This window comes from Myxococcus sp. AB036A, from assembly GCF_006547355.1.
Lineage (GTDB): Bacteria > Myxococcota > Myxococcia > Myxococcales > Myxococcaceae > Myxococcus > Myxococcus virescens.
In genome coordinates this window covers 17,519-38,493 of the sequence record NZ_VHLC01000091.1, presented here as the reverse complement: position 1 = coordinate 38,493, position 20,975 = coordinate 17,519, and the positions used below count along the sequence as shown (strand labels likewise).

Annotated in this window: 15 protein-coding genes; 9 read left to right on the top strand and 6 right to left on the bottom strand. The window is 69.2% G+C overall.

The annotated features are described in order from the left end of the window. The first annotated feature begins 139 nt into the window (after nucleotides 1–139). The gene (locus tag FL344_RS29265; protein ID WP_194863300.1) at nucleotides 140–1,675 is read left to right on the top strand and encodes an MBL fold metallo-hydrolase; all 1,536 of its coding nucleotides are present in this window, start codon (nucleotides 140–142) and stop codon (nucleotides 1,673–1,675) included. A gap of 20 nt (nucleotides 1,676–1,695) precedes the next feature. Here FL344_RS29265 and FL344_RS29260 read toward each other — a convergent pair whose 3' ends face one another. Next, a complete protein-coding gene (locus FL344_RS29260) occupies nucleotides 1,696–2,676 on the bottom strand; it encodes a hypothetical protein (RefSeq protein ID WP_141620860.1) in 981 nt (326 codons plus the stop codon). Between the two features lie 100 nt (nucleotides 2,677–2,776). Here FL344_RS29260 and FL344_RS29255 point away from each other — a divergent pair, with 100 nt between their 5' ends. Further along, complete coding sequence (locus tag FL344_RS29255) at nucleotides 2,777–3,595, top strand: YdcF family protein (RefSeq protein ID WP_141620859.1); 819 nt, start codon at nucleotides 2,777–2,779, stop codon at nucleotides 3,593–3,595. 139 nt (nucleotides 3,596–3,734) lie between these two features. Continuing rightward, the gene (locus tag FL344_RS29250) at nucleotides 3,735–5,033 is read left to right on the top strand and encodes a carbamoyl-phosphate synthase (protein ID WP_141591310.1); all 1,299 of its coding nucleotides are present in this window, start codon (nucleotides 3,735–3,737) and stop codon (nucleotides 5,031–5,033) included. Here FL344_RS29250 and FL344_RS29245 read toward each other — a convergent pair. Both FL344_RS29245 and FL344_RS29240 read right to left on the bottom strand, forming a co-directional pair. Beyond that, the gene (locus FL344_RS29245; RefSeq protein WP_141620858.1) at nucleotides 5,023–6,465 is read right to left on the bottom strand and encodes a pyridoxal-dependent decarboxylase; all 1,443 of its coding nucleotides are present in this window, start codon (nucleotides 6,463–6,465) and stop codon (nucleotides 5,023–5,025) included. The two genes, FL344_RS29250 and FL344_RS29245, sit on opposite strands and share 11 nt — an antisense overlap. Continuing rightward, nucleotides 6,462–7,313: a glycosyltransferase family 2 protein gene (locus FL344_RS29240; RefSeq protein ID WP_171443547.1), complete on the bottom strand. Its 852-nt coding sequence runs from the start codon at nucleotides 7,311–7,313 to the stop codon at nucleotides 6,462–6,464. Before FL344_RS29240 ends, FL344_RS29245 begins: the two co-directional genes overlap by 4 nt. Before the next feature lie 518 nt (nucleotides 7,314–7,831). On the opposite strand from FL344_RS29240, the gene FL344_RS29235 reads away from it, so the two are divergent. Continuing rightward, on the top strand, nucleotides 7,832–8,581 hold the full coding sequence (locus FL344_RS29235; RefSeq protein ID WP_141620856.1) for an arginyltransferase: 750 nt from the start codon (nucleotides 7,832–7,834) through the stop codon (nucleotides 8,579–8,581). Here FL344_RS29235 and FL344_RS29230 read toward each other — a convergent pair. Next, nucleotides 8,551–9,447: an alpha/beta hydrolase gene (locus tag FL344_RS29230; RefSeq protein ID WP_141620855.1), complete on the bottom strand. Its 897-nt coding sequence runs from the start codon at nucleotides 9,445–9,447 to the stop codon at nucleotides 8,551–8,553. The genes FL344_RS29235 and FL344_RS29230 overlap by 31 nt on opposite strands. A 199-nt stretch (nucleotides 9,448–9,646) precedes the next feature. Here FL344_RS29230 and FL344_RS29225 point away from each other — a divergent pair, with 199 nt between their 5' ends. Continuing rightward, nucleotides 9,647–10,804: a glycosyltransferase gene (locus FL344_RS29225; RefSeq protein ID WP_141591265.1), complete on the top strand. Its 1,158-nt coding sequence runs from the start codon at nucleotides 9,647–9,649 to the stop codon at nucleotides 10,802–10,804. A gap of 178 nt (nucleotides 10,805–10,982) precedes the next feature. Beyond that, nucleotides 10,983–12,671, top strand: coding sequence for a glutamine--tRNA ligase/YqeY domain fusion protein (locus tag FL344_RS29220; protein ID WP_141620854.1), 1,689 nt, complete (start codon nucleotides 10,983–10,985; stop codon nucleotides 12,669–12,671). A gap of 73 nt (nucleotides 12,672–12,744) precedes the next feature. Here the strand turns inward: FL344_RS29220 and FL344_RS29215 are convergent, their stop codons facing one another. Then, entirely contained in the window at nucleotides 12,745–14,205 is a 1,461-nt protein-coding gene (locus FL344_RS29215) for a serine hydrolase (RefSeq protein WP_141620853.1), read from the bottom strand. 207 nt (nucleotides 14,206–14,412) lie between these two features. Between FL344_RS29215 and FL344_RS29210 the strand changes: the two genes are divergently transcribed. Further along, nucleotides 14,413–16,134, top strand: a complete 1,722-nt coding sequence (locus tag FL344_RS29210) for a hypothetical protein (protein WP_141620852.1) — start codon at nucleotides 14,413–14,415, stop codon at nucleotides 16,132–16,134. 16 nt (nucleotides 16,135–16,150) lie between these two features. Next, the gene (locus FL344_RS29205; protein WP_141620851.1) at nucleotides 16,151–17,782 is read left to right on the top strand and encodes a cytochrome c family protein; all 1,632 of its coding nucleotides are present in this window, start codon (nucleotides 16,151–16,153) and stop codon (nucleotides 17,780–17,782) included. Here the strand turns inward: FL344_RS29205 and FL344_RS29200 are convergent. After that, nucleotides 17,772–18,266, bottom strand: a complete 495-nt coding sequence (locus FL344_RS29200) for a GNAT family N-acetyltransferase (RefSeq protein ID WP_141620850.1) — start codon at nucleotides 18,264–18,266, stop codon at nucleotides 17,772–17,774. The two genes, FL344_RS29205 and FL344_RS29200, sit on opposite strands and share 11 nt — an antisense overlap. 202 nt (nucleotides 18,267–18,468) lie before the next feature. Between FL344_RS29200 and FL344_RS29195 the strand changes: the two genes are divergently transcribed. Beyond that, nucleotides 18,469–20,946 (top strand): PAS domain S-box protein, encoded by a 2,478-nt coding sequence (locus FL344_RS29195; protein ID WP_228565468.1) that lies wholly within the window; start codon nucleotides 18,469–18,471, stop codon nucleotides 20,944–20,946. Nucleotides 20,947–20,975: the final 29 nt, after the last annotated feature.

Below are 20,975 nucleotides of genomic sequence, written 5' to 3'. Positions count from 1 at the left end.
TGAGCGTCTCGTGGGCTCGGAGATGTGTATTAGAGACAGGTCACAACCTGGGCCGTCGGGTGAGGGGGACGGGCCGCCCGCTCGCCCGAACGTTGGAGAAACGCCGCACCGCGCGTGACGCGTGGCAACATCCGCCGTCATGCAATTCACCCTGAACCGGGGCGTCAGTCTGGCTGTGCTTGCCTCGGCCCGGACGGAGGACGACCACCACGCGGACCTGGGCTGTAGCATTCAGGGCCCCACCGCGCGTCCTGTCCGCCGGGCCTTTCTCCCACTGAAGCGGCACGTCGCCACGCTGGGGCGCGAGGGCGCGCTGCACGATGCGGAGGCGCTGGTGCGTTGGCTGGAAGACACCCCGCGCTATGCCGCGCTGTGCGTGGGCAAGCAGCGGCGCATGGGCCGACGCGTGTTGCGTCCCGACGTGTTGTTCCCGGTGGCCACGCGACACCGGCCGCGCGTGCTGCACCTTCGCCAGGAGGAACTGGGCCTGGATGTACCCGTGCGTGCGTCCGAGTGGCCCGCCGTGGCGGACTTCTTCGCGGCGCTCGCGCGCGGCGCCACGCGCGCGGAGCTTCGGGCCTTCGCGGCGCTGCCCGTGCTGGCGGAGTTGGTGGCGGACCTGGGGCAGGCGGGCTGGCTCGTGCGCCATGAAGCGCCCGTGGACGTGCCCTCGCCCGGCGCGCTCTTCGTGGGGCACAACACGGTGCTGGTCGCGGGCCGCGAGGGACGCGTGCTGGTGGACCCGTACTTCCGGCCCGAGGGCGAGGTGGACGCGCCGGGCTATCCGCCGATGCAGCCCCGCGACGTGGGACGCGTGGACGCGGTGGTCATCACCCATTCACATGGGGACCACTTCCACCTGGGCTCATTGCTCCAGTTGCCCCGCGACACGCGCATCTTCGTGCCGGCGGTGGCGCGTGAGAGTCTCTTCTCCACGGACTGTGCCCTGCGGCTGGCGCAGCTGGGCTTCACGCGCGTGGAGCCCTTGCGCTGGGGCGAGTCCCGGCAGGTGGGCGACGTCACCGTGCGCGCGCTGCCGTTCTACGGCGAGCAGCCCACGGATGGAGAAGGCCCGTACCCGGACCTCTTCAATGAGGGGAACGCGTGGCTGGTGCGGGCGCCCGGATTCTCCGCGGCGTTCTTCGCGGACTCGGGGCACGACGTGCGCGGAGACATGGCGGCGGTGTGCCGGCGCGTGCGCCGCGAGGCGCCAGTGGACGTGCTCTTCTGCGGCGTCCGCGGCTTCCGGCTGGCGCCCATCTTCTTTGGCTTCACCACGCTGGAGGCGTTCCTGGTCAACGTCCCCCGCGCCATGCTGAAGGCGCCACAGCGGCTCATGGCCGGGCCAGAGGAGGCGCTGCGCTATGGCGCCTTGCTGGGCGCGCGCTACGTGGTGCCCTGCGCGGATGGCGGGGCGCCCTGGTACTGGCGCGAGGGCATGGGGCCTCGCTACGCGGGCTACCCCGGAGAGCCCGTGAGCGGCGCCAGTCACCTGGATGAGAACCCGGACGCGGACCCCTATCCGGAGCGGCTCGCCGAGGTCCGGCGGAAGATGAAGGACGTTCCCAGGCCCCTGGTGCTGCGGCCGGGAGAGTCGCTGCGCTGGAAGGGCGCGAGGACACCGGAGGTGGTGCGCCACCCTGGCTTCGTGTGGCCCTTCGGCGACGCGGCGTGACGCGTCCGCCGCGCGGGGACTCAGCGCGCGGCGAGCCGGGCCCGGCCTCGCACGAACTGCACCACGTACACCCCGGCGACCACCGCGAAGCACGCGGTGGCCACCGTCAGGTACCTGCCGATGAGCTGGTGCTCGCCCCAGTTGTGGGGCATCCCCACCAGCTTGCTGGCGTCGCTCAGGCCCACTCCTTCCATCCTTCCGAAGGGGATGGCGTTGAAGTCCATCTTCGACCTCCACCACGTGAGGAGGCCGTCCACGAGCGACAGCGCACCGAGCCCCAGGAAGCCCCAGCGCAGGGCCTGCTTGTGGAGGTAGCTGCCCACCGGGGCGTAGATGGTCAGCATCATCACCGTGCCCAGCACCATCATCCCGCCATCGCCGTTGAAGGTGATGAGCATGTCCACCGTCTGCGGCGACAGCAGCAGCGTGCCCACGGCTTGAAGTGCCAGCAGGCTCGCGCCGCAGGCCACCCACAGCCACTGGCGGCGCCTCCACCCCCACCACGCCCACGCGCCCAGCGCCGCGGCGAGTAGCAGCGCGAGGACGTAGGAGCGGCCGAAGATGGCCGTCTTCCACAGCGTGGGGAACGCGGACCGGCCGCAGAACCAGGCCGTCATGGCGTGGCCCAGTTCATGGAACGGCATGGTGATGAGCCGGGCCGCGAAGCCGCTGAAGTTGCCGTTCAGCGCCACGTAGGACACGACGAGTGCCACGGGGATGGCCCAGGTGCGCAGGCGGTGCTCGAACGCGGCCTCCTCGGCGTCGCCGTCCCAGGCGGGGGTCTCCGGTGGCAGCACGTCCGGGCGCAGGTCGGGCGTCGCCAGCCATGCGGGGTCAACGAGTGGCGGTGGTTCCTCGGGCGCCACTGCGGGGGCTTCCTCGCGCTGCCGCGCCGCCCGAGCCTCCGCCTTGGCGTAGATGATGCCGCAGCGGGGGCACTCCGGCCCGGCGGCGCGAGGTGACTGGCAACGGGGGCAGGCCTGGGGGGACGAGGCTTCCACGGTAGTCCCACTCTAGGAGGCCGCCGCATCCGGCGAAAATCAGGGGGGGATGGGGCGGGGTGGGCTTGACGGCCACGTCAGACTCACCCAAGAGCGCACCATGCCATCGCTGGACACGAAGACACGGGGACGGACGTCGCGCGGGCGCCTGCGCGCGCTGGACGCGTTCCTGTGCCGCTTCGAGCGCCCGTTGCTCGAACGCCGTGACGGGCCCTGGGCACACGCCGTCTTCGTCGACGTGGGGTTCGGCGAGCACCCGTGGACGACGCTGGAGAGTGCCCAGGCCTTTCGCGCGCTCAACCCGGAGCTCGCCGTGGTGGGTGTGGAGCTGGACGCGGAGCGCGCGCGGGCGGCGCAGGCGGACGCGGATGCCCGCACGTCCTTCCGCGAGGGCGGCTTCGCGCTGCCCCTGCGTCCCGACGAGCCCGCCCGGCTGGTGCGGGCCATGAACCTGCTCCGTCAGGGCCCCCCCGAGCGTGTCCCCGAGGTGCACCGCACCCTGGCCCGCTACCTGCTGCCGTCGGGCCTGCTGGTGGAGGGGAGCGCGGACGCGACGGGCGCGGTGATGGCCGCGCACCTGCTGCGCCGCGGCGTTGGGGAGGGCGCGGAGCTGCCGCTGCGCGAAGCGCTCCTGTTCCACACCGACTTCAGCCTGGGCTTCGCGCCCATGCTCTTCCGGGACTGGCTGCCCCGGGACTTGCGCCGCCGGGTACGTCCGGGTGAGCCCATCCATGACTTCTTCTCCGCATGGAGCGCCGCCTGGCAGCAGGCGCGGACCCTGGGCCATACGCACCCACCCGATGCGTTTCGCGAAGCCGCGCTGGGGCTCTCCGCACGCATGGAGGGAGTGGCGACCGACCCGTGGCTCTTGTCCCAGGGTTACGTTGTTTGGAGGCCCAAGGGGGGCGTCTGTTTTTGACGGCTGAAGGAGAGGGCGCAGCCGAGAGAAGCCAAGTGGGGTGGCGTGCGGTTATCCTTCGCGCGACCAGGACTTGAAACGGCACCTCCTCTCCTTCGCGTGAGGCGTGCCGGGAACGCAGCGGGAGAACGACACCGTCATGTTGGAGCAGGCACCCCAGGTTCGAATGGAGGGCCGTCCGTCCGTGCTGCTCTTCTCCGCGGGCTTCTACGGCACGCTCGCGGCCGCGCGTTGCTTCGGACGCAATGGCATTGACGTCACGGTGGCGGACCCCGGCAAGCTGGGGCCCGCGAGCTGGTCTCGCTTCGTGGGCCGCCGCGTGCAGTGTCCTCCGGAGTCCCAGGCCGAGGCCTTCATCGAGTGGCTGATGGACCTGGGCCGCCGCGAGCCGATGCGGCACGTGCTTTATCCGACGAGCGATGAGCTGGCGTGGCTGGTGTCCGTCCACCGCGAGGCGCTGTCGGAGTACTTCCACCTCTACGACCCGGGCGTCGACGCCGTCTACGGCCTGCTCAACAAGCGCAAGCTCTTCGAGGTGGGCCAGGCGGTGGGCCTGAAGCTGCCGCGCACCTGGTTCCCCGAATCAGAAGCGGACCTGAACGTGGTGTCCCGCGAGGCGCGCTTCCCGGTCCTCATCAAGCCCACCACGCAGATTCTCTATTCCACCCACCGCAAGGGGCAGCCGGTGCAGGCGCCCGAGCAGCTCGCGGAGGAGTACCGCGCCTTCTCGCGAGACGGGTACGCGCCCATGCTGGTGCGCTTCGACCCCGCGGTGTCGCGCCCCATGGTGCAGGAGTTCCACCCGGAGGCGGCGGAGGGCATCTACAGCCTCTCCGGCTTCGTGGACGAGACGGGCGAGCTGTTCGAGGTGCGCGGCGCCATGAAGGTGCTCCAGCGTCCGCGGCGGCTGGGCGTGGGCGTGTGCTTCGAATCCGCCCCGGTGCGCGAGGAGCTGGCTGCGGGGCTCCAGCGTCTGTGCAAGCGCCTGGGCTACCACGGCGTCTTCGAGGTGGAGTTCATCCAGACGAAGGACGACTTCCTCCTCATCGACTTCAACCCCCGCTACTACGGGCAGATGGGCTTCGACATCGCCCGGGGCCTGCCGCTGCCGCTCTTGGCCTACCACGCCGCGCTGGGGGACCGGGACGCCCTGCGCCGCGAGCTGCAGGCCGCGCGTGACTGGCGCGGCAACGGCGAGGTGTTCTGCAACCGCATCGCGCTGGAGATGCTGCTCAACCTCCAGCGGCTGTCCGGTGCGCTGCCGGAGGACGAGGCCCGCCAGTGGCGGAGCTGGCTGGCGTCACACCGGGATGTGGCGGTGGACCCGCTCATCGACTCGGATGACCTGATGCCCACCGCGGTGGAGGTGGCGCAGATTCTCTACGGCTCCGCGCGCCACCCCCGGGCCTTCATCCGGATGATGGTGCTCAACCGGTGAGCGCGGCGCGGCTGTCTGGCGCGTCGAACGTCACCAGGTCATCGAACGTCTCCGCGCGCCGCAGCAGCCGCTCCTTCCCGTCCTCCAGCGCGATGATGGCCGGCTGGGGATAGGAGAAGGACGTGGCGAAGGGCACGAAGTAGGCGCCCGCGTCCATGATGGCCAGCGTGTCTCCCACGCGCAGGTCGGGCAGCCGCTTCGCGTGGTAGAGCGTGTCGCCCGGCGTGCAGATGGGGCCCACCACCGTGTAGACCTTGTCGGCCGGCGCGTCCGGCCGGTTCACGTGGAAGAGCTGGTGGTACTCGTTGCGCACGCACTCGGCATGGTTGATGCCGGCGTCCAGCACCGCCCACGTCCTGTCTTCCCCCGACTTGAGCGCGTGCACGCGGCCCAGCAAGAGCTGCGTGTCGCCCGTCATGGCGCGGCCCGGCTCCAGGAAGATGCGGGGGCGCTGACGGCCGCGCCGCGCGTAGTGCGTCTCCACCATCTCCACCGCCAGCGCCACGTAGCGGTCGATGGACAGCGACGCCGCCGGGTCGGGCGCGGGCACGTCGCGGAAGAAGGTGAGGTTGAGGCGCCAGTCGCGCTCGGCGATGTGCTCGACGGTGGGCGTGTTGAGGCTGCCGCCCAAATCGAGCACCTCCAAGTCCAGTCCCAGCTCCTGGTGCAGCGTGTCCGTGAAATCGAGCACCGACTCCACGAAGGCCGTGAAGTCGCCCTCCGTGCGGATGGTTTCTCCCCGGTGCGCGTGCAGGCCCACCACGTTCAGGTGCTTCGAGCCGCGCGCCTGCTGGTAGGCCCTCAGCGCGGCGCCTCCCGCGATGGGCGTGCCGAACTGCGCGGACCAGCCGCTGTTCGTCGTCACCCGCACGGCGACGCGCGGGCGGCGGTCCAGCTCCGCGGCCAGCCGGGCGAAGACGGCAATCTCCTCCGCGTGGTTGGCGGCCAGCAACTGGATGCCCCGGGAGATGGCCTCGCGCACGGAGGCCTCCGACTTCACCGGGCCGTTGTAGACGATGCGCTCCGGGGGCACGCCCAGCTTCAGCGCCAGCCACATCTCATAGGCGGAGATGACCTCCGCGCCCACGCCCAGGCCGTGCAGGAAGGACAGCACGCCGGGCACCGGGTTCGTCTTGTACGAGTAATAGACTTCACAGCCGCCCGTGCGCCCCGGCGGCACCGCGAGGAAGCGCTCCGCGTTGCGGCGCAGCGCCGCCATGTGCACCACGTGCAGCGGCGAGCCCCAGCGCTCCACCAGTTGCGCCAGCGGGACACCCTCCAGGCTCAGGCCCTGGCCAGGCACGTCCCGCAGGCCCCAGTGCGAGGCGGGAATGTGGTTGCGCGCGGGGGCCATGGCCCGCTGGAGCACCGGGCGCAGCGTCTGCTTCACCTGGCGCCTGGCCGTCCCGAGAAGCCGGCTCTTGAGGCTCATGACGCGCGGCCCTGGTTGCGCAGGCGCAGCGGCAGACGGCGGGCCACCTCGAAGGGCAGCACCCGCAGGGCGGCTTGCATGAGGCGGTACTCCAGCATGCCGTTCGTCTTGCGGTACTTGCCGTGAATCATCTCGTTGGACTGCACCACCAGCGTGCCGTCCTTGCCCAGGTTGTGCATCAGCGATGGCCGGCCAGTGCGGTAGTGCAGGATGGGTCGGTTGACGTAGACGTGGCCGAACGCGCGGATGCCGCGCAGGTAGAAGTCCACGTCCTCGTAGACGGGGATGGTGGCGTCGAAGCCGCCCAGCGGGGCGAAGTGCTCGCGGCGCACCATGCACGCGGAGTTCACATACAGCGTGCCTCGGAAGAGGATGTGGGCCACCGTCCACGCGCTGTTGGGCGTGCTGGCGCCCACCTGGGCGGCCCACTCGAAGTACTCGCTCTTGTCCTTGAGCCAGTCCGCGTCGTCGCCGAAGGGCACCACCCAGCCCACCGCCACGCCCGCGTCCGGCCGCGCGTCCAGCGCGCTCACCATGGCGTGCAGCGCGCCCTCGGCGAGCATGTCGTCGTCATCCAGGAAGTGCAGGTAGCGCCCGCGGGCCAGCGTGGCGCCGTGGTTGCGCACCACGGCCGGGCGGCCCTTCGACGGTGGGTCGTTCACCAGGTAGCGGACCCGCTCGTCCTTCAGCCCTTCCACCGCCTCGCGCGCCGTGCCCTCGGGCGTATCGTCCAGGACGAGGACCTCGACGTTCACCCCTTCCTGGCGGAGGACCGAGCGGATGGCCTCCACCACTTCCTTCTCCCGCTTGTGGGTGGGCATCACCACCGAGACGTCAATGACGGACATAGCGGACTTATACGCGTTGGCGGCCACGCCTGAGAAGCCGCACGCCCGCGCGCCACCCCGTCACATCAGTAGCTCGCGAACTCCAGGTCGAAATCCACTCCATGCTCCGCTTCTGGGTCGCACTCGACCTGTGCCCGGACCGCCGCAAGTAGGACAGGAATGTCCGAATTCGGGCGGTTCCCACTCGGACGCGAGGGGGAGGTGGTGCTCACCACCACCCAGTCATGGCTGCCAGTGGCCGCACGGACCTGCCTGTCCGCTCGACCGAAATCCCAATGCGACAGGCGGTTCAGCGAAGGCTGTGTGCGGTGGCGGGCCATGGTCATCCTCCTGCCTCGACTCCGCGAGGCTGGCCGTTGGTTGTGCAGACGTCATGCCAGCCTGCCGGCTGAGCAGACGGGCGTGCCGCGGACGACGTTTTTCCCTCTGAGAAGCGGGGGCTCGCCCGGAAGTGGTGGCTTCGGGGCACCGGGTCAGACTTGACGCCGGACGACGGTCGCGACAGGAACAGGCCACACATGGCGTTCCTCCTGGCACACGAAGTCGAGAAGCCCCGGGCCTGCAGCTACCTGCCGGAGCGGGAGGCCTCGCTCGAAAACCTCGTGCTGGAGGACGTCACGCCGGAGGAGTACGAGCACCTGCTGGTGCGAGGCTGGCGCCGCTTCGGCCTGGTGTACTTCCGGCCGGCCTGCGTGGGCTGCAATGCCTGCGTGTCATTGCGCATCCCCGTGGAGGGCTTCCGGCCCAACCGCAGCCAGCGCCGCGCGCGTGCCGCGTGCGCGCACCTGCGCGTGGAGGTGGGGCCGCCGCGTGTGGATGACGCGCGGCTGGCGCTGTATCTCCAGTGGCATTCGGAGCGCGAGACCAAGCGCGAATGGGAGCCGTCACCCATCACCGCGCGCGAGTACTCGCTCCAGTTCTCCTATCCGCACCCGTCCGCGCGCGAGGTGGCGTGGTACGACGACGGCGCGGAGGGCGGGTCCAGGCTGGTGGGCGTGGGCATCTGCGACGAGACGCCGCGCGCCTGGAGCGCCGTGTATTTCTTCTACGACCCCGCCTACGCGCACCTGTCGCTGGGCACGGCCAACGTGCTGCACCAGGTGGAGCTGGCGAAGGCGCGGGGCATCCCCCACGTCTACCTGGGCTACCGCGTGCTGGCCTGCGCGTCCCTGCGCTACAAGGGCGCCTTCCGCCCGCACGAACTGCTGGAGGAGCGGCCCGCGCTGGACGCGGCGCCTCACTGGGTGACGCCGCCCGAGGAGGCTTGAGGCAGGGCCTGGAGCGCCGCGCCGAAGTGCTGGAGCAGCCGGCGCGCGTATTCCTCCGGCGCCACGCGCGCGTACTGGCCATGGCCCGCGCCCTGGACGACCCAGAGTGACTTGGGTTCGCACGCGGCCTGGAAGAGGCTGGCCTGGAGCTTCGCGGGCGCGTCCGGGTCCACGTCGCCGTTGACCAGCAGCAGCGGCCGGCCGCCCAGCCGGCACATCCCGTCAATGGGGCGCACCGCGTCCACCGTCACGCCCGCGCGGCGCAGGGTCCACAGCACCGGCTCCGCGCTCATCGCACCCCAGCGGCCATAGCCCGCGTAGATGTCTGCCTCCAGCGCGGGATAGGCCCCCGCGGCGGCCACCGCCTTCACCCGCGCGTCCTCGCTGGCGACCAGGAGCGACGTGGTGCCGCCCATGGAGAAGCCGAAGAGGCCCAACCGTCCCGGGTCCACGTCCGGGCGCCGTGAGACGAAATCCAGCGCCGCCGTCACGTCGCGCCGCTCCCGGTCTCCCCACGTCACCGTGTCGCCGCCGCTCTCGCCGTGCGCGCGCAAATCAAAGAGCAACACACCGTAGCCCGCGCCCGCGAGCGTCCGGGCCTCGAAGAGCAACTGCGCGCGGCTGTCCGCGAAGCCGTGTACCAGCACCACCGCGGCGCGGTTGCGGGAGGGCACGTACCAACCCTGGAGCGGCACCCCGTCGGACGTGGTGAAGGCCACGTCCTCCAGTGGCGACAACGCCGGCTCTGCCGGGGGACGAGTCACCGGAATGGGCGGCGGATGCAGCAGGCCCTGGCCAATGCGATGACCGTTCACCACGAGATATCCCGCCGCGGCGAGCAGCACGCAGAGGGGCGCCAGCGCCATGAGACAGCGGAATTGAGTGCGTGTTTTCACGGATATCTGGGATTGGCTTGGAATAAAGCGAACCCTAGCTGAGCCGGGGGGGTGGCGGAGCGAATGCAAGTTGGTTACACCGCAGGTGGGTCAGGTTGGAGCCGGGGGGAGTCCTGTCACTCCGAAGGTCCTGGACCGCGGTGTCTCGAAGCACGTGAGAGTGCGGGTGATGCTCGTAACGACACAGGGCGAGGCGCCTCCAGTAGCCGCTCGGAAGCGGGTGCTGTTCACGCTGGTGTTCCTGGGCTCGGGCGGCATCGAACGCTCCGTGTGCAACGTGCTGACGGGGCTGGACCCCGGCCGGTTCGACACGAAGATGTTCTTCCACCACCGGCCCCATCCGAAGAGTCAGAGCGACCGGATTCCGCAGCGCACCGAGGTGGTGTGGGGCACCGACGCCTTCGAGTACCGGCGGGACATGCTGCCGCGCTTCTTCTGGCGGCTGGTGCGCGAGGCGCGCGACGTGGACGTCATCGTGGCGGGGCAGGAGGGCCGGGCGGCGCTGCTGGCGTGCCTGGCGGGGCGGCTGCTGCGCAAGCCCGTGGTGGGCATGATTCACTTCGACTGGGGCGCCTTCCACCTGGAGCAGCCCCGGCGGCAGCTCTGGGGCCTGCGGTGGCTCTACCCCCGCATGAGCCGCATCGTCGCGTGCGGCCACGACTCCGCGAAGGCCTTCCGGGACCTGGTGCCGGTGCGGCCCGAGCAGCTCCACGTCATCCCCAACTTCGTGGACGGCGACCGGGTGCGCGCCGCCGGTGAGCACCCGCTGCCCGCCTGGGCGGAGCCCATCTTCCGCAAGCCCGTGGTCATCGCCGTGGGCCGGCTGGAGCACCAGAAGGCCTTCGACGTGCTCATCCGGAGCCACGCGCTGATGCGCCAGGCCGGGGTGGACCAGCACCTGCTCATCCTGGGGGAAGGCTCGCTGGAGGCGGAGCTGAAGGCGCTGGTGAAATCCCTGGGCGTGGAGGACTCCGTCTTCCTGCCGGGCTTCGCGCCCAACCCCCATGCGCTGATGCGGCGGGCGGCGGCCTTCGCCCTGTCCTCGCGCTTCGAGGGGCTGCCCATGGTGCTGCTGGAGGCGCTGGCCCTGGGCTGCCCCGTGGTCAGTACCGACTGCCCCTCCGGCCCCGCGGAGGTGCTGGAGCACGGCAAGCACGGCGTCCTGGTGCCCATGGAGCAGCCCCAGGCGCTGGCGGACGCCCTGGCGCGAATCGTCCAGGACGACGTGCACCGGGCCGACCTGTCCGCCAAGGCCCGGCGCCGCTCCGAGGAGCTGTCCGCCGACCGCGCCCTCAAGGCCTGGGAGTCCCTGCTCTCGTCGCTCTGACAGAGAGAGAGGGGCCCGGTCCCCCGCCTTCCGGACGGGGGGATGAAATGAGCCCTCTCGGGGGTTCCCCTGCACGGCTTCGGGACGTCCACCTTCGTCCCGGAGGCCCGGCCGGGCGGCACCCGAAGCAGGAATCCCTTGCCGGCCCCCGGCTGCTTCACGAGGATTCGCCCCCATCATGACGACGACGAACGAAACGCAGGGCCTGAACTTCCTCCAGGAAATCATCGAGGAAGACCAGCGGACGGGAAAGTACGCGGGCCGCGTGCATACCCGCTTCCCGCCTGAGCCCAACGGCTACCTCCACATCGGCCACGCCAAGTCCATCTGCCTCAACTTCGGGCTGGCGCAGCAATACGGGGGCAAGTGCAACCTGCGCTTCGACGACACCAACCCCGTCACCGAGGACACCGACTACGTCGAGGCCATCCAGCGTGACGTGAAGTGGCTGGGCTTCGAGTGGGAGGACCGGAAGTTCTTCGCGTCCGACTACTTCCCGAAGCTCTACGACTTCGCCGTGCAGCTCATCAAGCAGGGCAAGGCGTACGTGTGCAGCCTGTCCCCGGAGGAGATTCGCGAGTACCGCGGCGACTTCACCACGCCGGGGCGCAACAGCCCGTACCGCGAGCGCTCCGTGGAGGAGAACCTGGATATGTTCCACCGCATGCGCGCGGGCGAGTTCTCCGACGGCCAGCACACCCTGCGGGCGAAGATCGACATGGCGTCGCCCAACCCCGTGCTGCGCGACCCGCCCATCTACCGCATTCGTCACGCGCACCATCACCGCACCGGCGACGCGTGGCCCATCTACCCGCTCTACGACTTCGCGCACTGCCTGTCGGACGCGATTGAGGGCATCACCCACTCCATCTGCACGCTGGAGTTCGAGAACCGGCGCGTGCTGTACGACTGGATTGTCGACAGCCTCGTCAGCGGGGACCGGCCGTACCAGTACGAGTTCAACCGGCTGAACCTCAACTACACGGTGATGAGCAAGCGCAAGCTGCTCAAGCTGGTGACGGAGGGCTTCGTGGCCGGGTGGGATGACCCCCGGATGATGACGATTACCGGCCTGCGCCGCCGTGGCTTCACGCCGGCGTCCATCCGGGACTTCGCCACGCGCGTGGGCGTGGGCAAGGCGCAGCAGCTCATCGACATGAGCCTGTTGGAGCTGTGCATCCGCGAGGACCTCAACGAGACGGCCCCGCGCGCCATGGCGGTGATGCGCCCGCTGAAGGTGGTGCTGGAGAACTACCCGGAGGGGCAGACGGAGCTGCTGGAGGTGCAGAACCATCCGCAGAAGCCGGAGATGGGGACGCGCCAGGTGCCCTTCATGCGTGAGCTGTACATCGAGGCGGACGACTTCATGGAGGACCCGCCGAAGGGGTTCTTCCGGCTGGCGCCCGGCAAGGAGGTGCGGCTGCGCTCGGCGTACTTCATCAAGTGCGAGCAGGTCATCAAGGACGCCGCGGGCAACGTGGTGGAGTTGCGCTGCTCGTATGACCCGGCCACGCGCGGCGGCAACGCGCCGGATGGCCGCAAGGTGAAGGGCACGCTGCACTGGGTGCCCGGCAACGCGCCCGTCGCGGAGGTCCGCCTCTATGACCGGCTCTTCTCCGTGGAGGCGCCGGACGCGGACGAGTCCAAGGACTTCACCACGTTCCTCAACCCGACCAGCCTCCAGACGCTGCGCGACGCCCGCGTCGAGCCGATGCTGGTGGATGCCGCCGTGGAGTCGCGCTTCCAGTTCGAGCGCACCGGGTACTTCTACGTGGACCCGAAGGACTCGAAGCCGGGCAAGCCCGTCTTCAACCGCACGGTGACGCTGAAGGACTCCTGGACGAAGGAGCAGGCCAAGGGGAAGTAGTCCCTGGCGTGCTTCCGGGTGCCGCCCACGCTGGCGGCACCCGGCACGGTGCTTTCTTCGGAAGGCTCGCGGCCTACCGCTTCGCGGCGGGCTGCTCGAGCGCCTTGAGCATCTTCACCGCGTTCTCGTTCTTGGGGTCCAGCTCCAGGGACTTGCGGTAGTTCGCGATGGCCTGTTCCTTGTCGCCGTGGGCGGCGTAGGCCTCGCCGAGGCTGTCGTAGCAGTTGGCCCCCTTGGGGAACGTCTCCACGTTGAGCTTGAACACCTCGATGGCATCCGCCACGCGCCTGCCGCTCAAGAGGTGGTAGCCCACCCTGTTCAACTGCGATTCGCTGAAGTCGTACTGGGCTTCCTTCGTCTTCTTCAGCGCGCGGTAGTTGGCGATGGCCTCGGCGGCGGAGCCCTTGCCGAGAGACTCCAGCATCACGGTGCCGATGGGCATCCGGGCCTGCCGGGGGGCGATGCCATGGAGGATGCTCAGCACGCCGCCCGCGATCTCCTGGAGGTCGCCGTGGGTGGCGTTGTCGAGGAGGATGACGACCTCCTTGCGCTCGGGCACGCGGAGCAGCAGGGATGAGAAGCCGTTGATGCCGCCGCTGTGGAAGATGCCTGGAAGCTTCGTCTTGCCGTCATGCAGTTGCACGGGGGCAATGGCCCAGCCGAAGCCGTAGTGCTGAAGGCCCGGGGTGAGCATCTTCTGCTTGAGCTCCGCGGGCATCAGCGTGTCGCCGTAGAAGGCCCGGTCCCAGCGGTACAGGTCCTCCACCGTCGAGTACAGCGAGCCGGCGGCATAGGGCTGGCCCATGTCGATGTAGGGCGCGTTGACGTACCCGCCCGGCCTGGGCGTGTAGCCGCTGGCGCGCTTGGGCAGCACCGTGGCGGTGACGTCATAGCCGGAGTCCTTCATGCCCAGCGGCCCGAAGATGCGCGCCTGCACGGCCTGCGCATACGTCTGGCCGGTGAGCTTCTCGATGAGGGCGCCCAGCAGGTAGTAGCCGCAGTTGTTGTACGCGTACTTCGCGCCGGGCTCGAACTCCAGGTCGCCACTGCAGGACTTCTTCACGAACTCCGCGACGCCATAGGGGTTGACCGAGTCGGCCAGGAAATGGGGGGCGGACGTGTAGCTGGGGATGCCGGAGGTGTGGTTCAGCAGGTGGGTGATGGTGACGCGCCCACCGGTGTCGCCCCGGTAGTCCGGCAGGTGCTTCGTAATGGGGTCATCGAGCTGGAGCTTTCCCTCGGCGACGAGCTGCAGGATGACGGTCGCCGTGAAGGGCTTGGTGATGGAGCCGATGCGGAACTTCGTGTCCGGCGCGTTGGGCACCTTCCACTCGAGGTTCGCGAAGCCGTAGCCCTTCTTGAGGAGGATGCCTCCCTCCGTGGCCACGAGCGCCGTTCCGTTGAACATGCCCTTCTGGTGGAACCCATGGATGTACCGGTCTACCTCCTGCTTCCGGTTCGCCGCCTCCGCCAGCGGTGCCACCAGCACCCATGCCACCAGTACGCCTGTGAGGCGCGTGCTCAGCCATCTCATTCAGACCTCCTCTTCATTTCGCGCAGTACGTGCGGGGATGCGGGTGATTGCAGCTGTTCTCGCGGGCCGCCCCGGTTTTCCCTTAGTCCAGAAGTCGGGTTTTCTGTCGGACGCTTGTTCATGAGAAGTGAAGGGGTGTCTTGAAAGGCAGTCATTCATGCACGACAAGGGTTGACGTCAATGGCTGTCGAAAATGGAGCCCATGATATGGCAAAGCCTTCCCCCGATGGCGTGCATCGCTTCCTGGCCCCGGCGAACCAGATTGATTTCCCCGAGGACCCGACAGCACAAAAGAAGCTCAACGAGGCATGGAACTTCAACCTCACGGGCTTCACCGACCAGGGCATCACGGGCAACCCGTGGAACATGTCCAACTCCGCCAACAATACCTGGTATTTCAACCCCGCGCAGACGGACACGGCGCAGGGGAGCTACGCCGCCATCCAATGGAATGCGTTCCCCGGCCGTCTGGGTTTCTACTTCGGCGGGCAGGGTGGGACGAATGCCAAGGGGCTGGTGCTGCCGGAGGAGGACCTGCTGGCCCTGGCGGACACGGGCCGGACGACGGATGGAACGCCATTCTCGGACCTGCCGCAAATCACCAATCCCTGTACCGGGGACGTGAGCCACTACGGCCCCTTCGGCCCCCGGGGCTGGCAGGACGAATATTGCGAGTGGAGCGTCGAGCGTGACAGCCAGGGCAACATCCTCCGCATCGACTTCACGTGTGAGAATCCGGAGTACTGGAACACGCTGTGGGCGGTGGACCCGAACAAGGTGCTGGAGCTGTATCGCTCCACCCTGGGCAAGCGGCAGATCGCGCTGGAGGACCTGTATCTGTTGGACCCGTCCACGGGACGGCCGGTGGAGGACCCGTCCACGGGACGCCCCGCGTACAACCCGCTCAACCGGTGGAACAGCGGGCCGGTGTCTACGGCGAGCCAGGGTGGCGCCATGCACCTGACGAGCACGCCCAACACGCTCCAGACGGAAATCGGGCTCGCGTCGGCCGCGACGGTGCCGCGTCCCGTGGGCAACTCCCATGCGCAGACGCTCATCTGCTGCGCGCAGTATGGCCAGCCCGCCCGCAACAGCGACCCGCACATCGGGCTGTCCGTGAATCAGCTCGTCGCGCCGCCCAATCCGCAGCGGCCGTCGAACAAGGCCACCCTGGCCAATCCGCCCGGGCTCTACATCCAGATGCCAGACTTCTCTGGCTACCAGACGCCGGACCAGACGAACGCGGCGGAGTTCTGGACCATCGTCCGAGGCACCTCGTCGCTGACGGACCCGGAGGGCAGGCCCATGCCGGGCAACTACATCCTGCACGCCACCTTCCGGGTACCGCCCAACAAGCGCTACACCGTCTCCGACATCACCATCAACGGCCAGAAGATTCGCTGGGCCGGGCAGGTGGCGCAGACCTTCCTCATGCAAATCACCGGCATGGGGCTGGCGCAGCCATCCCGCGCGCCGGTACAGGACTGCGTGGGCGTGCCGTCCACGGAGCTGGCGCAGCCGCTACAGCTCTTCCACTCCAGCGTGTTCAGCGCCCTGGCCGGTACCAACGTGCCCAATTTCATGGGCGTGCCCATGAACCTGGCCAGCAACAGCACCCTGATTGCCCCGACGGTGAGGGCCGGTGACACGAACGTCCCCATGTTGCTGACCGCGCTGCTGCCCGACATCTCGGCGCTGCCGACTGTGGCCTTCGACGGGGGCGGCATCACCGTCCAGGTGCAGGACATGAAGTCGGTGGACTACGCGGTGCCCGGGAACACCTATCCCGGGCCGGTGGCGGCCATCCGCATCCTGGTCTCCGTGCAGGCGGACGCGGCGCCGGGCCCACGGGGTGTCTTCGTCACCGGTGCGGGGCAGACGAAGACACCGACGCCGTTCCCCGCGGCGCTGCACGTCACCTCCCGGTAGGCCCGCGAGCGTGCCCATGACCGTGCTCCAGAATCGCGTTGGCGTCGCGTTGGCGTCGCTGTTGCTCGCCGCTGGCTGTGCCAGGGACAGGGCCTCCCGGGAAGCGCCTCCGGGGGGGACTGTTGCCCAGGCGGAGACGGGGGCTCCGGCTCCCGCCCGTGCAGCCCCCTCCGGCGCTCCACCGCAGTTCAACTGTGGCAGCCAGCAGATTCTGGAGCTCGGCCCGGAGGTGCCTCCGGACTTCAGCCAGGTGGTGGGCCAGGAAGACGCGAACTGCTTCGCCTGGCAGCAGTTCATCGCGTTGAACTGGCCCGAGTCCGGCATGGACGGGGGGACGGCTGGCTTTGGCACCCCCGGGGACCTGGAGCCCGTGCAATGGCAGACGTACATGAGCACCGGCCAGCTCTTCCTGCCGGACGGGGGCGCGCCTCCCGCCTGGGGCACGCAGGCACGCATCACGGATGCGTGTCTGGCGGAAGCGGGGCTCTCCGTGGCGCAGGCCCGGGAACGCCTGCCGTTGATGGTCGCGTCGAAGTTCGCGGAGAACTTCTTCCCGGGGAGCGCGAACCAGGCGTTTCCCTTCGACGGCTCGCCCGCGTGGCTGGGGGCACCCGGAGACACCAACGTCTGGTACGACGTGAAGGTCAACCAGCCTGAATACGACTACATCGTCGACGCGGGGCTCTACAACGCGGCGAACCAGTTGGCCCTGGTGGATTCCGGCGTGCCCGTGGTCCTGCCACAAGGCGCGTACCAGCCAGCGCCCGGCTCGGTGGGCGCCATCGAGCTGAAGTCGGCGTGGATGGAAGTGGCCAATCCCTCCGATGCGCGCTGGAACACGTACAAGCTGTCGCCCGCCGTGGTGGTGGACCCGTCGACGCAGCGGTGCCGGACGGCGACCGTGGCGCTGGTGGGGCTGCACATCATCCATGCCACCCAGTCCCAACCGACCATCATCTGGGCCACGTTCGAACACGAGGCGAATGCGCCGGACCAGGGCACCGACGCGGGGACGGGCGCGTGGAACTTCTTCGATGCCGCCTGCTCGCCGCGCACGCTGACGGTGCCCGCCAACTGCGCGGCGGATGGGACGTCCACGGAGGTGACGGTGGGGTGCGAGCCCAACGTGCCACCGCCGTACCACATTGGCGGCGGCTGCCCGGGGCCCGTGCCCATCCAGGTGACGCGGCTGACGCCCATCGACCCGATGGCGAAGCGGGTGAATCAACTGGTCCAGCAGAACATCGCGACGCACTTCCCGGACTCGGTGTGGAAGCACTACGTGCTGGTGAACGTGCTCTGGTCCACCAACCCCAGCCCCAGCCCGACGAAGCCCGTGAAGGCGCCGCTGCCCTTCGCCGCGCCCACGCCCTCCGGTTCAGTGGCCATCGCCAACACGACCATGGAGACCTATATCCAGCGGACCGCGGACTTCGGCCAGGGGCCCCAGGCGAGCAACTGCATCGTCTGTCACCGGAACGCGACACTCGCTGGCAAGACGGGCATCGCGTCGGATTTCAGCTTCGTCTTCGGACTGGCGCAGGGCCTGCCGCCGTCCCAGGCACCGTCGCTGAAATCCATGCGTCTGACGCCGAGCGAGAAGGCCGCGGTGGCCCATCCCCCGACGATGCGGCGAATCATTCAATAGCGTCACGAGGGGGCGCCTCGCGCGTCATCTCCACCATGGTGGGGCGCCACCCCAGCTTCGCGAACAGGCGCTGCGCGGTCGTGTTCTGCGCGGCGGTGTGGAGGACGACGCGCGGCACCCCCAGGGCCGTCAGGCGCTTCATCATCTCCTCCGCGAGCAGGACGCCTACGCCCGCGCCGCGGGCCTTCTCGTCCACCCAGATGTCATGGAAGCCGCCGCTGCGGTCCAGCAGGGCATTCCAGTCCATGCCTTCCACGCGGCCGTAGGCGTAGCCCACGACCTCGCCGTCCAGCTCCGCCACCAGGACGACCGCGTCGGGCTTCTTGGCCTCGCGGCCCAGCCACCAGCGGTAGCCCGACTCCACGTCGTCTGGGAGCATGAAGCGCGCGGCGTCGAAGGCGTGGTGTTTCCGGGCGAGCGCCGCGCCCATGCGCCCCAGGGCGGGCTCATCCGAGGGCTTGGCGGGACGGAGGGTGGCGGGCATGGTGGCTCCTGGCGAAGGCATGGCCCCTTCCTATAACGGGCTTCTTCACCGAGCGACGGCCTCGTTGGAATGCGCGGCTTGGCGGCGTGGCCACGAGACAACATTGTTGACGAGGAAGGGCGTCCAGGAGTCGTTGGTGGACGGGAGGCACGCCAACGGGGAGGGCGCCTCGTTGCCTCCTTGCGTTGGACGCGACCCTCCCATGGACCACCTGGATGACAGCATCTGGATGTCGGCTCCGCTCGCCCGCGACGATGGCACGCGTCCCGGCGGGCCTGCCTTCGCGGACGGCGAGGGCGGCATCCCGCTCGGCATCCTGGAGGCAATCTTCCTCAACATGGGAGATGGCGTGACGGTGGTCGACCGGCACGGCCGGTTCGTCCTCCTCAACCCCATGGCCCAGCAGATTTTCGGCGCGCTGCCTCCGCCGGAGATGCCGGTGTCCCAGTGGTCGAAGTACTTCGGGCTCTACCTTCCCGACACCGTGACGCCCTATCCCGTCGAGACGCTGCCGCTCAGCCGTGCCCTGCTGCATGGCGAGGCGGTGGACCAGGCGGAGGTCTACGTACGCAACGCCCGCCACCCCAAGGGCCTCTGGCTGCAGGTGGGCGCGCGCGTGCTCACCGACTCGACGGGAGACGTATACGGCGCGGCATCCGTGTTCCGGGACATCACCGCCATCAAGCAGACGGAGGCGGCGCTTCGCGCGGAGGAAGAGAAGTTCCGGAGCCTCTACAGGTACACGCCCGCGATGATGCACTCCATCGACGCGGAGGGCCGGCTGGTCAGCGTCAGCGAGTTCTGGCTGCGCACCCTGGGCTATTCGCGCGAGGAGGTCCTGGGCCGTCGCTCCGTGGACTTCTTCACGCCGGAGTCTCGCCGGTATGCGACCGAGCACGTCCTGCCCGTGTTCTTCGAGACGGGCGTCTGCAAGGACGTGCCGTACCAGATTGTGAAGAAGAACGGCGAGGTGCTCGACGTCCTCCTCTCCGCCATCTCGGAGCGGGACGCGTCGGGCCGGATGGTTCGGTCGCTGGCGGTGCTGACCGACGTGACGGAGCGCAAGCGCGCCGAGGACGCGCTCGCCGAGAGCGAGAAGCGGCTGCGCGCCATCCTGGACAACGCCAACGCCGTGTTCTTCATCCTCGACCGGCAGGAGCGCTACATCTTCGTGAACCGCGAGTGGGAGCGGCTCTTCCACCGCACGCTGCAGGAGGTCGCGGGGAAGTCCACGGCGGACATCTTCCCCGAGCCGCAGGCGGCGCGCTTCCATGAGACGAGTCAGGCCGTCTTCACCACCGGGGAGCTCGTCCAGCGGGAGGAGTGCATTCCCCTGGAAGACGGCGTCCACACCCACCTCACGCAGAAGTTCCCGCTCATCGATTCGTCGGGCACGCTCTATGCGCTGTGCGGTATCTCCACCGACGTCACCGAGCTCAAGCAGATGGAGCTGGGGCAGCGCTTCCTGTCGGAGGCCAGCCAGGCGCTGGTGACGTCGCTCGACTCGGAGACCACGCTCCAGCGCGTAGCGGAGCTGTCCGTCCCCACCCTGGGGGAGCTGTGCGTCGTCTCCCTCTTGGGCAAGGACGCGGCGCTGCGCCCCGTGGCCGTCGCCGCCAGTTCGCCCGAGGGGGGCCGCACCGTTCGCGAGTTCCTCCAGGCCCATCCCCCCGTCTCCGGTCCGCGGGATGGTCCCTATGGGGTGTTGGAGACGGGACATTCCGAGTCGTCCCCGGATGCCATGGGCCTGCTGGACCCGGATGGGCTCCGGGACGAACGGTGGAGCGCGGTGAGGGCACTGAGCGCTCGGGCATCACTGAATGTCCCGCTGCGAGCGCGGGGCCCCATCCTGGGCGTGCTGTCCGTTGTCGCGGCGCATCCGGGGCGTCCGTATGGCCCACGCGAGCGCTCACTGGCCGAGGAGCTGGGGCAGCGCGCGGCCTTCGCCATCGAGAACGCCGAGCTCTATCGCAAGGCCCAGGAGTCCATCCGCGCTCGCGACGAGTTCCTGTCGATTGCCTCGCATGAGCTGAAGACGCCCGTCACCTCCATGAAGCTGCGTGTGCAGCAACTGACGCGGACCCTGTCTCGGCAGGAGTCCGGCCAGCTTCCCGTGGAGAAGGTGGCCGCCCTGCTGGATGTCTTCGGGGACCAGCTCCGGCGTCTGTCGCACCTGGTGGAGCACCTGCTGGACGTGTCGCGCGTCAACGAGCGCCAGGTGGACCTGCGGCGCGAGGACATGGACCTGGTGGCGGTGGCCCGGGACGTCACGGGCCACCTGCGGGGACAGATGGGCCGGGCGGGCTGCGTGTTCGAGCTGGTGGCGCCCACGCCCGTCCTGGGGCGATGGGACCGGCTCCGGATGGAGCAGGTGATGATCAACCTGCTGACCAACGCGATGAAGTACGGCGCCGGCAAGCCCATCCGCATGGAGGTGTCCCGCGTCGGGGAGGGTGCCCGCATCCTCATCCAGGACCATGGCGTGGGCATTCCCCTGGAGGCGCAGCCGCGCATCTTCGACCGCTTCGAGCGCGCCGCGTCCCGCAACTACGGAGGTCTGGGGCTGGGACTCTTCATCACCCGGCGGCTCGTGGAAGCGCACGGCGGGACGATTCGCGTCGAAAGCCAGCCGGGGAAGGGCGCCACCTTCGTCGTCGACCTTCCCCCGGAGGCTCGCTGACCCGTGACTGGAGGAGGACGGAGGGGCAG